General features: G+C 71.0%; 12 protein-coding genes and 1 pseudogene. 10 read left to right on the top strand and 3 right to left on the bottom strand.

Features of this window, described 5'->3' with window-relative positions; genetic code table 11:
- The first annotated feature begins 77 nt into the window (after positions 1–77).
- The 8 genes from ACFV7R_RS21005 to ACFV7R_RS20970 are packed head-to-tail and all read left to right on the top strand — an operon-like array spanning position 78 to position 10,164.
- Positions 78–872 carry a TIGR03084 family metal-binding protein gene (locus ACFV7R_RS21005; RefSeq protein WP_385265465.1) on the top strand — a complete coding sequence of 265 codons (795 nt, stop codon included), beginning with the start codon at positions 78–80 and terminating at the stop codon, positions 870–872.
- On the top strand, positions 869–2,536 hold the full coding sequence (locus tag ACFV7R_RS21000; protein WP_385265463.1) for an acyclic terpene utilization AtuA family protein: 1,668 nt from the start codon (positions 869–871) through the stop codon (positions 2,534–2,536). Before ACFV7R_RS21005 ends, ACFV7R_RS21000 begins: the two co-directional genes overlap by 4 nt.
- Entirely contained in the window at positions 2,533–4,131 is a 1,599-nt protein-coding gene (locus ACFV7R_RS20995; RefSeq protein ID WP_385265460.1) for an acyl-CoA carboxylase subunit beta, read from the top strand. The genes ACFV7R_RS21000 and ACFV7R_RS20995 overlap by 4 nt, the downstream gene beginning before the upstream one ends.
- A gap of 5 nt (positions 4,132–4,136) precedes the next feature.
- Positions 4,137–5,987 carry a biotin carboxylase N-terminal domain-containing protein gene (locus ACFV7R_RS20990; protein ID WP_385265458.1) on the top strand — a complete coding sequence of 617 codons (1,851 nt, stop codon included), beginning with the start codon at positions 4,137–4,139 and terminating at the stop codon, positions 5,985–5,987.
- A 54-nt stretch (positions 5,988–6,041) separates the two neighbouring features.
- Positions 6,042–7,202 (top strand): acyl-CoA dehydrogenase family protein, encoded by a 1,161-nt coding sequence (locus ACFV7R_RS20985; protein ID WP_385265457.1) that lies wholly within the window; start codon positions 6,042–6,044, stop codon positions 7,200–7,202.
- A gap of 30 nt (positions 7,203–7,232) precedes the next feature.
- The gene (locus ACFV7R_RS20980; RefSeq protein WP_385265455.1) at positions 7,233–8,801 is read left to right on the top strand and encodes a 4-coumarate--CoA ligase family protein; all 1,569 of its coding nucleotides are present in this window, start codon (positions 7,233–7,235) and stop codon (positions 8,799–8,801) included.
- Positions 8,798–9,532: an enoyl-CoA hydratase family protein gene (locus tag ACFV7R_RS20975; protein WP_385265452.1), complete on the top strand. Its 735-nt coding sequence runs from the start codon at positions 8,798–8,800 to the stop codon at positions 9,530–9,532. The genes ACFV7R_RS20980 and ACFV7R_RS20975 overlap by 4 nt, the downstream gene beginning before the upstream one ends.
- Positions 9,520–10,164 (top strand): TetR/AcrR family transcriptional regulator, encoded by a 645-nt coding sequence (locus tag ACFV7R_RS20970; RefSeq protein ID WP_385265450.1) that lies wholly within the window; start codon positions 9,520–9,522, stop codon positions 10,162–10,164. The genes ACFV7R_RS20975 and ACFV7R_RS20970 overlap by 13 nt, the downstream gene beginning before the upstream one ends.
- 42 nt (positions 10,165–10,206) lie before the next feature.
- Here the strand turns inward: ACFV7R_RS20970 and pdxH are convergent, their stop codons facing one another.
- Positions 10,207–10,884: a pyridoxamine 5'-phosphate oxidase gene (pdxH, locus tag ACFV7R_RS20965; protein ID WP_385265448.1), complete on the bottom strand. Its 678-nt coding sequence runs from the start codon at positions 10,882–10,884 to the stop codon at positions 10,207–10,209.
- A gap of 370 nt (positions 10,885–11,254) precedes the next feature.
- On the opposite strand from pdxH, the gene ACFV7R_RS20960 reads away from it, so the two are divergent.
- Together ACFV7R_RS20960 and ACFV7R_RS20955 are read left to right on the top strand one after the other, a co-directional pair.
- Entirely contained in the window at positions 11,255–12,355 is a 1,101-nt protein-coding gene (locus ACFV7R_RS20960) for a citrate synthase 2 (RefSeq protein ID WP_129796312.1), read from the top strand.
- Between the two features lie 418 nt (positions 12,356–12,773).
- Positions 12,774–13,415: pseudogene (locus tag ACFV7R_RS20955) on the top strand (phosphatase PAP2 family protein); the annotation flags it as partial.
- A 39-nt stretch (positions 13,416–13,454) separates the two neighbouring features.
- Here ACFV7R_RS20955 and ACFV7R_RS20950 read toward each other — a convergent pair.
- Positions 13,455–14,138 (bottom strand): response regulator, encoded by a 684-nt coding sequence (locus ACFV7R_RS20950; RefSeq protein WP_385265446.1) that lies wholly within the window; start codon positions 14,136–14,138, stop codon positions 13,455–13,457.
- A 7-nt stretch (positions 14,139–14,145) separates the two neighbouring features.
- Positions 14,146–15,501: a sensor histidine kinase gene (locus ACFV7R_RS20945; RefSeq protein WP_385265443.1), complete on the bottom strand. Its 1,356-nt coding sequence runs from the start codon at positions 15,499–15,501 to the stop codon at positions 14,146–14,148.
- Positions 15,502–15,515: the final 14 nt, after the last annotated feature.

Below are 15,515 nucleotides of genomic sequence, written 5' to 3'. Positions count from 1 at the left end.
ACGCTTGATTGTTTCTGGCGTCGCTGCCATGCTCCCCACACCGCGCCGCACACCGCCGTGCCCCGAGGGAGCGCCCCGTGTCCGATCCGACGCCCGTGTTCGACGATCTGCGCGAGGAGAGCGAGGAACTCGACGCGCTCGTGGCCGAGTTGCCGCCCGAGCAGTGGAGGCTCCCGACCCCCGCCCCCCGCTGGAGCGTCGCCCACCAGATCGCCCACCTCGCCTGGACCGACCGGCAGGCCCACCTGGCCGTCACGGACGCCGACGGCTTCCGGGCGGCCGCGCAGAAGGCGCTCGCCGCGCCGGACACGTTCGTCGACGACGGCGCGGACGAGGGCGCCCACCTCCCGCCCGCCGAGCTGTTGTCGAGGTGGCGGGAGGGTCGTACCGCCCTCGACAAGGCCCTGCGCGCCGCCCCGCCCGGCGCCCGCTTCCCCTGGTACGGCCCACCCATGTCCGCCGCCTCCATGGCCACGGGCCGCATCATGGAGACCTGGGCCCACGGCCAGGACGTGGCGGACGCCCTGGGTGTGGTGCGCCCCCCCACGGACCGACTGAGGCATGTGGTCCGCATCGGGGTACGGGCCCGCGACTTCGCCTTCGGGGTGCACGGTCTCACGGCGCCCGCCGAGGAGTTCCGCGTCGAACTCCGCAGCCCCTCGGGCGACCTGTGGGCATACGGCCCCGAGGACGCCGCCCAGCGCGTCACCGGCCCCGCCCTCGACTTCTGCCTCCTGGTCACCCAGCGCGCCCACCGCGCCGACCTCGCCCTGCGCGCCGAAGGCCCGGACGCCGACCGCTGGCTGGACATCGCCCAGGCCTTCGCGGGCCCGCCCGGCACCGGCCGCCCGCCCAAGGGAGCCGCCGGATGACCCTCCGCATCGGGAACGCCTCCGGCTTCTACGGCGACCGCTTCGACGCCATGCGCGAGATGCTCACCGGCGGCGAACTGGACGTCCTGACGGGCGACTACCTCGCCGAGCTGACCATGCTGATCCTGGGCCGCGACCGACTGAAGGATCCCGGCGCCGGATACGCCCGTACCTTCCTGCGGCAGCTGGAGGAGTGCCTCGGGCTCGCCCACGAGCGGGGCGTCAGGATCGTCGCCAACGCGGGCGGTCTCCATCCGGCCGGACTGGCGGACGCCGTACGCAAGCTGGCCGAACGCCTCGGCATCCCCGTGCACGTCGCACACGTCGAGGGCGACGACCTCAAGGCCCGGTATCCGGACAGCCTCGCCGCCCACGCCTACCTCGGCGGCTTCGGAATCGCCGCCTGCCTGCGGGAGGGCGCGGACATCGTCGTCACCGGGCGGGTGACGGACGCCGCCCTGGTCACCGGGCCCGCCGCCGCTCACTTCGGCTGGGGGCCGGGGGATTACGACCGGCTCGCGGGCGCTGTCGTCGCCGGGCACGTCCTGGAGTGCGGGGCGCAGGCGACCGGCGGCAACTATGCGTTCTTCGCGGAGGGCGACGTCCGGCGCCCCGGCTTCCCGCTCGCCGAGCTCCAGGAGGACGGCACCTGCGTCATCACCAAGCACCCCGGCACCGGCGGCTTCGTGGATGTCGGCACGGTGACGGCCCAGCTGCTGTACGAGACGGGCGGCGCGCGGTATGCGGGACCGGACGTCACCGCCCGGCTGGACACCGTACGGCTGACGCAGGACGGCCCGGACCGCGTCCGCGTCGAGGGCGTCCGCGGCGAGGCCCCGCCCCCGACCCTCAAGGTCGGCCTCAACCGGCTCGGCGGCTTCCGCAACGAGGTCGTCTTCGTCCTCACGGGCCTCGACATCGAGGCGAAGGCCGCACTCGTGCGGGAGCAGATGGAGGCGGCCCTCGGCAAGGTCACCGAGGTGCGCTGGGAACTGGCCCGCACCGACCGGCCCGACGCGGACACCGAGGAGACCGCGAGCGCCCTGCTCCGGCTGGTCGTACGGGACCCGGAGCAGGATGCGGTCGGGCGGGCGCTGAGCGGAGCCGCCGTCGAGCTGGCGCTGGCCAGTTACCCCGGCTTCCATATGCTGGCGCCACCTGGAAAGGGCGCGCCCTATGGGGTCTTCGAGGATGTGTACGTCCCCCATGGTGCCGTCGGCCATGTGGCCGTCCTCTACGACGGACGCCGGGTTCCTGTGGCTCCGGCCGCCGGCACCCTCGTACTGGAAGACGTACCGGAGCCTGCCCTGCCGCAGCCGCTGCCACCCGCGCCCACGAAGCGCGCCCCTCTCGGCCTTGTCGCCGGCGCCCGCAGCGGGGACAAGGGAGGGAACGCCAACGTCGGGGTCTGGGTGCGGACGGACGACGCCTGGCGGTGGCTCGCCCATGAGCTGACCACTGACAGATTCCAGCAGCTGATACCTGAGAGCCGTCGGCTGAAGGTCACCCGGCATCTCCTGCCCAACCTCCGCGCCCTCAACTTCGTCGTCGAGGGCATCCTCGGCGCCGGCGTCGCCGCCCAGCACCGCTTCGACCCGCAGGCCAAGGCCCTCGGCGAATGGCTGCGCTCCCGCCACCTGGACATCCCGGAGGCCCTCCTTTGACCGTCCTGTCCTCCGCCCTGGACACCACCGGCCCCGACTACCGCGCCCACCGCGACGCGATGCTCGCCAAGCTCGCCGACCTCGACACCGAACACGCCAAGGCCCTCGCGGGCGGCGGCGAGAAGTACGTCGAACGGCACCGGGGGCGCGGCAAACTGCTCGCCCGTGAGCGCATCGAGCTGCTCCTCGACCCCGACACACCGTTCCTGGAGCTGTCGCCGCTGGCCGCGTGGGGCAGCGAGTACACCGTGGGCGCCTCGCTCGTCACCGGCATCGGGGTCGTCGAGGGCGTCGAGTGCCTGATCACCGCCAACGACCCGACCGTGCGCGGCGGCGCCAGCAACCCCTGGAGCCTGAAGAAGGCCCTGCGCGCCAACGACATCGCCCTCGCCAACCGGCTGCCCTGCATCAGCCTGGTCGAGTCCGGCGGCGCCGACCTGCCCTCACAGAAGGAGATCTTCATCCCGGGCGGCGCCGTCTTCCGCGACCTCACCCGCCTCTCGGCCGCCGGAATCCCCACCGTCGCCGTGGTCTTCGGCAACTCGACCGCGGGCGGCGCGTACATCCCCGGCATGTCCGACCACGTGATCATGGTCAAGGAACGCGCGAAGGTGTTCCTCGGCGGTCCGCCGCTGGTGAAGATGGCCACCGGCGAGGAGAGCGACGACGAGTCCCTGGGCGGAGCCGACATGCACGCGCGCGTGTCGGGTCTCGCGGACTACTTCGCCGTCGACGAGCAGGACGCACTCCGCCAGGCCCGGCGCGTGGTCGCCCGCCTCAACCACCGCAAGGCGTACGACGATCCGGGCCCGGCCGCACCCCCCAAGTACGACGAGGACGAACTCCTCGGCATCGTCCCCGGCGACCTGAAGACCCCCTTCGACCCGCGCGAGGTGATCGCCCGGATCGTCGACGCCTCCGACTTCGACGAGTTCAAGCCGCGCTACGGCACCAGCCTGGCCACCGGCTGGGCGACCCTGCACGGCTATCCCCTGGGTGTGCTGGCGAACGCCCAAGGGGTGCTGTTCAGCGAGGAGTCCCAGAAAGCCGCCCAGTTCATCCAGCTCGCCAACCAGCGCGACATCCCCCTGCTCTTCCTGCACAACACCACCGGCTACATGGTCGGCAGCCAGTACGAGCAGGGCGGCATCATCAAACACGGCGCGATGATGATCAACGCGGTGAGCAATTCGAAGGTCCCCCACCTCTCCGTCCTCATGGGCGCGTCCTACGGCGCCGGCCACTACGGCATGTGCGGACGCGCCTACGACCCCCGCTTCCTCTTCGCCTGGCCCAGCGCCAAGTCCGCCGTCATGGGCCCGCAGCAGCTCGCCGGCGTGCTCTCGATCGTGGCCCGCCAGTCGGCCGCCGCGAAGGGGCAGCCGTACGACGAGGAGGGCGACGCCGCGCTGAGGGCCATGGTCGAGCAGCAGATCGAGTCCGAGTCCCTGCCGATGTTCCTGTCCGGCCGCCTCTACGACGACGGCGTCATCGACCCCCGCGACACCCGCACCGTCCTCGGCCTGTGCCTGTCCGCCATCCACACGGCGCCCTACGAGGGCGTACGCGGCGGCTTCGGCGTCTTCCGGATGTGAGGTCCATGATTTCCACTCTGCTCGTCGCCAACCGGGGCGAGATCGCCTGCCGGATCTTCCGCACCTGCGGTCAGTTGGGAATCCGGACGGTCGCCGTGCACTCGGATGCCGACGAAAACGCCCTCCACGCGCGCGTGGCCGACACGGCCGTACGGCTGCCGGGCGCGGCGCCCGCCGACACGTATCTGCGCGCCGACCTGATCGTGCAGGCGGCCGTCGCGGCCGGCGCCGACGCCGTCCACCCCGGCTACGGCTTCCTCTCCGAGAACGCCGACTTCGCCCGAGCGGTCCTGGACGCGGGCCTGGTGTGGATCGGCCCGCCCCCGCAGGCCATCGAGGCGATGGCGTCCAAAACACGTGCCAAACAGCTGCTGGGGCTGGCGCCCTTGGGTGACGTCACCGCGGACGACCTGCCGGTGCTGGTCAAGGCGGCCGCGGGGGGCGGAGGGCGCGGGATGCGGATCGTGCGCCGGCTCGACGACCTGCCCGCCGCGCTGGAGGGCGCCCGCGCCGAGGCAGCGAGCGCCTTCGGCGACGGCGAGGTGTTCGTCGAGCCGTACATGGAGAACGGCCGCCACGTCGAGGTGCAGATCCTCGCCGACACGCACGGCACGGTGTGGGCGCTCGGCACCCGCGACTGCTCCCTCCAGCGCCGCCACCAGAAGGTGATCGAGGAGGCACCGGCCCCGGGCCTCACCGACGAGCTCACCCAGGAGCTGTACGACACCGCCGTACGCGCCGCCCGCGCCGTCGGCTACGTCGGCGCCGGCACCGTCGAGTTCCTGGTCGCCGACGACAGGGCGCACTTCCTGGAGATGAACACCCGCCTCCAGGTCGAACACCCCGTCACGGAAGCCGTGTTCGACATCGACCTGGTCGCCCTCCAACTCCGCGTCGCCGAGGGCCACGCCCTCGAAACCGACCCCCCACGCGCGCGTGGCCACGCCATGGAGGCCCGCCTCTACGCCGAGGACCCGGCCCGCGACTGGGCCCCCCAGACCGGCACCCTGCACCGCCTCACCGCCCCCGAAGGCATCCGCCTGGACACCGGCTACACCGACGGCGACGACATCGGCATCCACTACGACCCCATGCTCGCCAAGGCAGTCGCCCACGCCCCCACGCGCGCGGAAGCCCTCCGCAAACTCGCCGGCGCCCTGGAACGAACCGTCATCCACGGCCCGACCACCAACCGCGACCTCCTGATCCGCTCCCTGTGGCACAAGGAGTTCACCACCGCCCGCATGGACACGGGCTTCTACGACCGCCACCTCCCCGAACTCACCGACCCCACCCCCGACCCGTACGCCCCCCTGGCCGCCGCCCTCGCCGACGCCCACGGCCGCTCCCGCTTCGCCGGCTGGCGCAACGTGCCCTCACAGCCGCAGATCAAGCGGTACCTGATGGCCGGCGAGGAACACGAGGCCCGCTACCGGCACACGCGCGGAGGCGGCCTGACGGCCGACGGGGTGCGGGTGGTGCACGCCGACGCGCGTCTCGTCGTACTGGAAGTGGATGGAGTGCGGCGGAAGTTCGAGGTGGCGCGGTACGGCGACCAGGTGCACGTGAACACCACCACCCTCACCGCCCTGCCCCGCTTCCCCGACCCGACCACCCAGCACGCACCCGGATCCCTCCTCGCCCCCATGCCCGGCACGGTCGTCCGCGTCGCCGAGGGCCTGTCCGTAGGGGCCCCGGTACGGGCCGGAGAGCCCCTGCTGTGGCTGGAGGCGATGAAGATGCAGCACAAGATCTCGGCCCCGACCACAGGCACGCTCACCGCACTCCACGCGACCCCGGGCCAGCAGGTCCAGGTCGGCTCCCTCTTGGCGGTCGTGGACAACAACGCCGATTAGGGGCGCGGGGAACTGCGCGACCAGCCACCCACAACCCGCACCCGGAGGACGCACATGACCCCCACGATCGAATCCGAAGAACACAAGGCCCTACGATCCGCAGTAGCCGCCCTCGGCAACCGCTACGGCCGCGAATACCTCACCAAAGCCGTCGCCGAAAACCGCCACCCTCACGAACTCTGGTCAGAAGCCGGAAAACTCGGCTACCTGGGCGTCAACCTCCCCGAGGAGTACGGAGGCGGAGGCGGCGGCATCACCGAACTCTCCATCGTCCTCGAAGAACTCGGCGCAGCCGGCTGCCCCCTCCTCATGCTCGTCGTATCCCCCGCGATCTGCGGCACGGTCATCGCCCGCTTCGGCACCGACGACCAGAAACAACAATGGCTCCCCGGAATCGCCGAAGGCACCCGCACGATGGCCTTCGGCATCACCGAACCCGACGCCGGCTCCAACAGCCACCGCATCACCACCACGGCACGCAAAGACGGCCCCGACTGGCTCCTCACGGGCCGCAAAGTCTTCATCTCCGGCGTCGACACAGCCGACGCCACCCTCATCGTCGGCCGCACAGAAGACTCCCGCACCGGCCGCCTCAAGCCCTGCCTGTTCATCGTCCCGCGCGACGCGCCCGGCTTCACCCGGCACCCCATCGCCATGGAACTGAACGCCGCGGAGAAGCAGTTCGAGCTGGTCCTGGACGACGTACGGCTGCCCGCCGACGCACTCGTCGGCGACGAGGACGCCGGCCTGCTGCAACTCTTCGCCGGCCTCAACCCGGAACGCATCATGACGGCCGCCTTCGCGATCGGCATGGGCCGCTACGCACTCGCGAAAGCCATCGAGTACGCCCGCGACCGCAGCGTCTGGAACACGCCCATCGGCGCCCACCAGGCCATCGCCCACCCTCTCGCCCAGGCGCACATCGACCTGGAACTGGCCCGCCTGATGATGCAGAAGGCGGCCCACCTGTACGACACCGGGGACGACACCGGCGCGGGAGAGGCCGCCAACATGGCCAAGTACGCGGCCGGGGAGGCCTGCGTGAAGGCCGTCGACCAGGCCGTGCACACCCTCGGCGGAAACGGCCTCACGCGCGAGTTCGGGCTCGCTTCGTTGATAACGGCCGCACGCGTGGCTCGTATAGCACCGGTGAGCCGGGAGATGATTCTCAACTACGTCTCCCATCAGACCCTGGGCCTGCCCAAGTCGTACTGATCCGGCACAGCGTTGTGCGAGGAGGAACCGATGTTCCGCAGCGAGTACGCAGACGTCCCACCCGTCGAACTGCCCATCCACGAGGCCGTGCTCGGCCGGGCCGCCGAGTTCGGTGACGCGCCCGCGCTCATCGACGGCACCGACGGCACCACCCTCTCCTACGAGCAGGTGGACCGCTTCCACCGGCGGATCGCCGCCGCGCTCGCCGAGGCCGGCGTCCGCAAGGGCGACGTCCTCGCCCTGCACAGCCCCAACACCATCGCCTTCCCGACGGCCTTCTACGCCGCCACGCGCGCGGGTGCCTCCGTCACGACCGTCCACCCGCTCGCCACCGCCGAGGAGTTCGCCAAGCAGCTCCGCGACTCGGCCGCCCGCTGGATCGTCACCATCTCGCCGCTGCTGGACATCGCCCGCCGGGCCGCCGAACTCGCGGGCGGCGTCCGGGAGATCTTCGTCTGCGACAGCGCGACCGGCCACCGCTCGCTGATCGACATGCTCGCGTCCACGGCCCCCGAACCGCAGATCGACATCGACCCCGTGACGGACGTCGCCGCCCTCCCGTACTCGTCCGGCACCACGGGCATCCCCAAGGGCGTGATGCTCACCCACCGCCAGATCGCCACCAACCTCGCCCAGCTCGAACCCGCCATCTCCGCCGGCCCCGGCGACCGTGTCCTCGCCGTCCTGCCCTTCTTCCACATCTACGGGCTGACAGCCCTGATGAACGCGCCCCTGAGGGTGGGCGCCACAGTCGTCGTCCTGCCCCGCTTCGACCTGGAACAGTTCCTCGCCGCCATCCAGAACCACCGCATCACCGGCCTGTACGTCGCCCCGCCCATAGTCCTCGCCCTCGCCAAACACCCGGCGGTCGCGCAGTACGACCTGTCGTCCCTGAAGTACGTCATCAGCGCCGCCGCCCCGCTGGACGCGAACCTCGCCGCCGCCTGCTCGCGCCGTCTGAACCTGCCGCCCGTCGGCCAGGCCTACGGCATGACGGAACTGTCCCCCGGCACGCACGTCGTCCCGCTCGACGCCATGCACGACGCCCCGCCCGGGACCGTCGGCCGCCTCATCGCCGGCACCGAGATGCGCATCGTCTCCCTCGACGACCCCGACAAGGACCTCGGCGTCGGCGAGGCCGGCGAGATCCTCATCCGCGGCCCCCAGGTCATGAAGGGCTACCTGGGCCGCCCCGACGCCACCTCCGCGATGATCGACACCGACGGCTGGCTGCACACCGGCGACATCGGGCACGTCGACGCCGACGGCTGGCTCTTCGTCGTCGACCGCGTCAAGGAACTCATCAAGTACAAGGGCTTCCAGGTGGCCCCCGCCGAACTGGAAGCCCTGCTCCTCACCCACCCGGGCATCGCCGACGCCGCCGTCATCGGCGTCTACAACGAGGACGGAAACGAAATCCCGCGCGCGTACGTGGTCCGCCAGCCGTCCGCACCCGACCTCTCCGAAGGAGAGATCATGATGTACGTCGCCGAACGCGTCGCCCCCTACAAGCGGGTCCGCCAGGTCACCTTCATCGACGCCGTGCCCCGCGCCGCCTCCGGCAAGATCCTGCGCCGGCAGCTGAGGGAGACCACGTGACCCTGATCGGCCGCACCCGCACGCGGGGAGTCGAGACCCTCACCCTCGACTCCCCGGCCAACCGCAACGCCCTCTCGGCAGCGCTCGTCGGCGAACTCGCCGACACCCTCACCGACTGCGGCAAGGACAGCGACATCCGCGCCGTCGTCCTCACCCACACCGGCACCACCTTCTGCGCAGGCGCCGACCTGCGCGACCCTCCCGACCCGGACGCGCTGGTCGGCCTGCTGCGGCAGATCGTGGAGCTGCCCAAGCCGGTCGTCGCCCGGGTCACCGGACACGTACGGGCGGGCGGTCTCGGCCTGCTGGCCGCCTGCGACATCGCGGTCGCATCCGGCGAGGCGACCTTCGCGTTCACGGAGGTACGGATCGGAGTCGCCCCCGCCGTCATCTCCCTCACCCTCCTGCCCCGCACCGACCCCCGCGCCCTCGCCCGCCACTACCTCACCGGCGAACGCTTCGACGCCACCGAGGCCGCCCGTATCGGCCTGCTGACAGCGACGGGCGACGACGTGGACGACGTACTGGCCCCCGTCCTGGACAGCCTGCGCAAAGCGGCCCCCCAGGCCCTGACCGAGACGAAACGCCTGCTCACAGCTAGGGTGCTGGAGACATTCGACCGGGACGCGGCCCACCTGACCGCACTCTCGGCCCGCATGTTCGCCTCCGCCGACGCCCGCGAAGGCATGACCGCCTTCCTCGAACGACGGGATCCCCCATGGGTGCTGTGAACCCGGTCAACACCACGGTGACCACCGTCGACCGCCCCGACCGCGCTCCCAAACAGGACCGCAGCCGCGCCACCCGGCAACGGCTCCTGGAAGCCGCCGTCGCCTGCCTCGCCGAACACGGCTGGGCCGGCTCCACCGTCGCCGTCGTCGCCGAACGCGCCGGAGTCTCCCGCGGCGCCGCCCAGCACCACTTCCCGACCCGCGAGGACCTCTTCACCGCCGCCGTCGAATACGTCGCCGAGGAACGCTCCCTCGCCCTGCGCGCCCTGTTCCCCCAAGGCGCCGCCGACGACCACCGCGCCGTCGTGGCGGCCCTCGTCGACCTCTACACAGGGCCGCTGTTCCGCGCCGCCCTCCACCTCTGGGTCGCCGCCTCCAACGAGGACCAGCTGCGCCCCCGCGTCACGGAACTCGAAGCCCGCGTCGGCCGCGAAACCCACCGCATAGCCGTGGACCTCCTCGCCGCCGACGAATCCCGCCCCGGCGTCCGCGAAACCGTCCAGGGCCTCCTCGACATGGCCCGCGGCCTGGGCCTGGCCAACCTCCTCACCGACGACGCCCAGCGCCGCGAAGGCGTGGTGACCCAGTGGGCGACACTCCTGGACGACGCGTTGGGCCACGTCAGGGGCTGAGCCACGGGACGGACGGAGCCGCGTCCTGGACTGAGCCGCGCGTCACGGACTGAGCCGCTCCACCCGCCAACTGCCGTCCGCCTGCGCCACGTACCGCAACCGGTCGTGCAACCGGTTCTCCCGCCCCTGCCAGAACTCCACCGCCTGCGCGGCCACCCGGAAACCACCCCAGTGCGGCGGCACCGGCACCTGCTCACCGTCCGGGTAACGGGCCGCCAGCTCGGCGTACGCGGCCTCGAGATCCGCACGGGTCGCGACCACCGAGGACTGCGCGCTCGCCCACGCCCCGAGCTGCGACCCGTGCGGCCGGGTACGGAAGTACGCCGCCGTCTCGTCCCGCCCGGTGCGCCGCGCGATGCCGGTGACGATCACCTGCCGGGCCATCGGATACCACGGAAAGAGCAGCGAGACGTACGGGTTCTCGGCAAGGTCGCGGGCCTTGCGGGAGTCGTAGTTCGTGTAGAAGACGAAACCGGTCTCGTCGAAGTGCTTCAGCAGCACCGTACGAGAACCGGGCCGGCCCTCCGCGTCGGCCGTGGAGACGACCATGGCGTTCGGCTCGAAGATGTGGCCCTCCGTCGCGGCCTGCCTGAACCAGCGCGCGAACTGCTCGAAGGGCGTTGCGGCCAGATCGGTCTCGGCGAGACCCTCGGCCCGGTAGTGCTTGCGCATGGCGGCGGGATCGGGGTGCGCGGCGGGAACGGCGGCTTCGTCGGTCACGCGATCATCTTGCCGTATGCACGGCGGACGGTGGTCTTCGTCACTGACTGGCACTGAGTGCCGCAGACTCTCCCCAAGGGTGGCACTCGGAGATATCGTGCTGAGAGGCCTTCCGGTTGGGTGACCGCCAGCCGGGCATCACCCCAGTGACCGCCCAGGACCGCGAGTCTTCGAACGCCACGCACACGACCGCGGATCCACCGGGCGATCACCACACCCGCACCACCTCATGGTCGCCGCACCAGCACCACCCACATGCTGAAGACCGCCCCCTCACCACCCCCAAAGCCCCACCACCCCCACCAGCCCCAAAGCTCAACCCTCCACCACCACAACACCACCCGTCCCACACATCACGAGGAGCCGCCTGATGTCCGACTTCGTACCCGGACTCGAAGGAGTCGTCGCGTTCGAGACGGAGATCGCCGAACCGGACAAGGAGGGCGGCGCCCTCAGGTACCGAGGCGTCGACATCGAGGACCTGGTCGGTCACGTCTCGTTCGGCAACGTCTGGGGCCTGCTCGTCGACGGCGCCTTCAACCCCGGCCTGCCGCCCGCCGAGCCCTTCCCGATCCCCGTGCACTCCGGTGACATCCGCGTGGACGTCCAGTCGGCACTCGCCATGCTGGCACCCGTCTGGGGCCTCAAACCCCTCCTCGACATCGACGCCGCCCAGGCCCGCGAGGACCTCGCCCGCGCCGCCGTCATGGCCCTGTCCTACGTCGCCCAGTCCGCCCGCGGCCAGGGCCTGCCCATGGTCCCGCAGAGCGAGATCGACAAGGCGCACTCCGTCGTCGAACGCTTCATGATCCGCTGGCGCGGCGAGCCCGACCCGAAGCACGTGGCAGCGGTCGACGCCTACTGGACGAGCGCGGCCGAACACGGCATGAACGCCTCCACCTTCACCGCACGCGTCATCGCCTCCACCGGCGCCGACGTGGCCGCGGCCCTCTCCGGCGCCGTAGGAGCCATGTCCGGCCCGCTGCACGGCGGCGCCCCCTCCCGCGTCCTCGGCATGATCGAGGAGATCGAGCGCACCGGCGACGCCGAGGCATACGTCAAGCAGGCCCTCGACAAGGGCGAACGCCTCATGGGCTTCGGCCACCGCGTCTACCGCGCCGAGGACCCGCGCGCCCGAGTCCTCCGCCGCACGGCCCGCGAGCTGGGCGCCCCCCGCTACGAGGTCGCGGAGGCCCTCGAAAAGGCGGCCCTCGAAGAACTCCACAACCGCCGCCCGGACCGTGTCCTGGCCACCAACGTGGAGTTCTGGGCGGCCATCGTCCTGGACTTCGCCGAGGTCCCCGCCCACATGTTCACCTCGATGTTCACCTGCGCCCGCACGGCCGGCTGGTCCGCCCACATCCTCGAACAGAAGCGCACCGGCCGCCTGGTCCGCCCCTCCGCCCGCTACGTCGGCCCGGGCCCCCGCGACCCGCGCGCGATCGAGGGCTACGAGGACATCGCCCACTGACCGCCTGAAACGGTCCCTGAACGCAGACGACCCGCGAGTCTGGTTCCTCCAGCGGAGGAGCCGGCCGGACGTACCGGCGACTCGCGGGTCGGGTGACTGCGTTGGATTGGCCGGCTGCGTGTTTCTCACACGCTGGTCCGGCGCCGAACCGAGTACGACGGCGGGCCGCTAGCCCGCAGTCACCTCTTCCGTCCGGTATGCATACATCTGCCGAACCACCTCCTCTCCGAAGTAATAGCCACCCTAAGAAGCAGCCTCCGATAGCTCAACTGTTTTTCCGAGACGTTGACGGGGCGGATTCCGGCCGGGTGCCGTAGCCGTCGCCGCGTTGCACTGTGTCAACCCTGACGATCGTCAAGATCGGGGGTTGCCGTTCGGCTCGGGTTCTGGGGCTGCTCTCGCTTTTACGTTCGGTCTCATGGAGCGAGAACAGCGAGAGATGACCTGGATCGGTCGGTTATCGACGGCCGTGGGGATGCTGGGTGTTGCGGCGGGTGTGGTTGCCTGGCTTTCCCCGGGCGGGCTGGGTGAGGCTGGCGCGGTTGAGATCACGGGGGGAGCGTCGGCGTCGGTGTACCGGTCGGTGACCGGGATGGTGGCGGATGCACCGTCGTGGCTGGGTCCGGTGCTGGAAGTACTCGGCGAGGGCACTCTGGTGGTGCTCGGAGTGTTGCTGACATGGGGGTGGTGGGTCGGGATCCGCCGCCGCGACGTACGCGGGGCCGCGGGGGCCGTGTTGATCGGCGTCGGAACCGTGGCGGCGTATGTGTTCAGCGAAGCGGTGAAGCTGGTGGTGGACGAGGAGCGGCCTTGCCGTGCGCTGCGCGCGGGGGCCGAAGCGATTGCGGAATGCCCTCCTGCAGGGGACTGGTCGTTCCCGAGCAATCACGCCACCTTGGCCGTCGGACTGGCTGTCGGGCTGGCCTTGTTGTGGCCGCGCCTCGCTGTGGTCACGCTGCCGCTGGCCGGGGTGGCGGCGCTGTTGCGCGTCCTCGTCGGGGTGCACTACCCGCACGATGTGCTCGCTGGTGGGATTCTCGGCGGCGCAGTGGTGGCGGCTGTGCTGCTCGTGTCCATGCCCCTTGCTGAACGGGCGGTGTCACGGTTGGGGCGGCATTGGCGGAGGAACGATCCCGGCCTCGTGAGCCACGACCGCGGCAGCAGCTCGGTTGTCCACGCCGAGACGCGCCAGGATGGAACTCACATGGGCTTTGACCGTCCCTTCCACCACGTGCAGCCGTCGGGCGATCTGCCCATTGGACAGTCCGCTGCCGAGGTAGGCCAGTACCTCCCGTTCCCGAGCGGTGAGGGAGTGGACCCGGTCACGGGCAGCGGCTCGTCGGCCGGCCAGGGTGCCCGCGCTGGTCGCCGCGAGGTGCGCGACGACTCGGGCCGCGACTTTCGGTGACAGGTAGGCGGCGCCTTCGGCGACTGCCCGGACCCCTGTGATCAGTTCTTCGGGCTCGCCCGACTTGATCAGGAAGCCGGCTGCGCCGCCGCCGAGTGCCTGGAGGATGTAGTCGTCCTCACCGAACGTCGTCAGGATGATGACGTTTGTGGCCGGCGCTGTGCTCCGGATTTCGGCCGTCGCCTCGATGCCGTTGATTCCTGGCATGCGGATGTCGAGTATGGCCACCGCAGGGCGGTGGCGCCGAACGAGTTCCACGGCTTCGTGCCCGTCGACGGCTTCGGCGACGACGTCGATGTCCGGATCGTTGGAGAGAACGGCCCGCACTCCCGCGCGGATCATCGCTTCGTCGTCGGCGATCAGCACCCGGATCATCGGACGCTCATGGGGTGAGGGCGTCCAGGGACACCAGTGTGTTGTCCCGGAAGCAGATCCGGTAGACGTCTCCGGAACGATCGTCGAAGCGGTCGGCCGTCATGGCGTAGTACTCGCACGTCGTGCCGTGTCCTCTCGGTTCCGGTGCCAGGGGCCGGTGGCTTGTCTGACGGTTGGGCAGGAGGCGCTTCACCTCGGAGCGATCCTGCCCCACGCGCAGGCGTGCGTAGTCGCCCGGTTCCAGGACCGACTGCGATGCCGACAGCATCTCCCACCCCGTCAGGGCTCCGCTCAACAAGGCGCCTGTCAACAGGGGCAGCATGACCGTGGCAACGAGGGCCCGGCGGATGCGGCGTCGGGCCTGGCGATGTTCGGGCAGCAGTTCGCTGCCCGGGGGAGAGGCCGCGGCGGTGGTGGGCGGGGGCAGCTGCGGCGGGGGAGTGTGCGGAATGCGTGCGACGACCGCGAAGCCCTCCTCGCGCGGGCCGTACTCGAAAGAGCCGCCGGCCAACCGCACGCGTTCGTCGAGGCCGATGAGGCCGCGTCCCCCACTTGGTGGGCGGACAGCGGTCCTGATGGACGGCGGGCCGTTCTCCACCACCACCTTTGTCTCGGTGGGCCTATGCGTCACACGGACGGTCGCTTTTGCGCCGGGTGCGTGCTTGGCGATGTTGGTCAGTGCCTCCTGTACGACGCGGTGAGCAGCTCGTTCGACCACCGTGGCGAGGCCGTCCGCCTCGCCGTCTACGTGCAGTTCGACCACGAGCCCGGACGCGGACGCCTCGGCGGTCAGATGCGCGAGGCTGGACGCGGACGGCTGTGTCGGCGCGTCTTCGGTCTCCTCGCGCAGGACACCGATCACTTCTCCGAGACGCTCCACCGCAGCCGCCGCTCTGGTTCTGATGTCCCCTGCGGCCCGTCGATGGTGTTCTTCGAGCCCGGGCGCGAGTTTCAGCGCGCCGGCCGACAGCGCTATGAGGCTGAGGTCGTGGCCGAGTACGTCGTGCATGTCCTGGGCGATGCGGGCCCGCTCGCGCAGCCGGGCCTGGTCGGCGACCAGCCGCTGCTCGCGTTGCAATTGCTCGGCCCGCTCCCAACCGGCCCGGACGAGTTCCTGGTACTGACGCCAGAACCGGCCTGCGAACCAGGGAAGCATCGTGGCGGCCACCACCACCGCCACAAACCGGCTTCCCAGCGGCAGCCAGCCAGGTACGACGGACAGTGCCACCACACCGACGGAGACAAGCGAGACCAGAGCGAGCGCCGTCGATCGGGTCCGTCCGGGCCGTCGTCCCGCCAGGAACGCGGCGGCCGCAGCGGGGACAGCCCACCACAGGCTCACCATGCTCAGACCGGCGGACATCACCGCGGCCGCTG

Source organism: Streptomyces sp. NPDC059866 (assembly GCF_042731325.1).
Lineage (GTDB): Bacteria > Actinomycetota > Actinomycetes > Streptomycetales > Streptomycetaceae > Streptomyces > Streptomyces flavusporus.
Note: the sequence above shows the minus strand (reverse complement) of the source record. Positions and strands in the feature narration are given on the sequence as shown.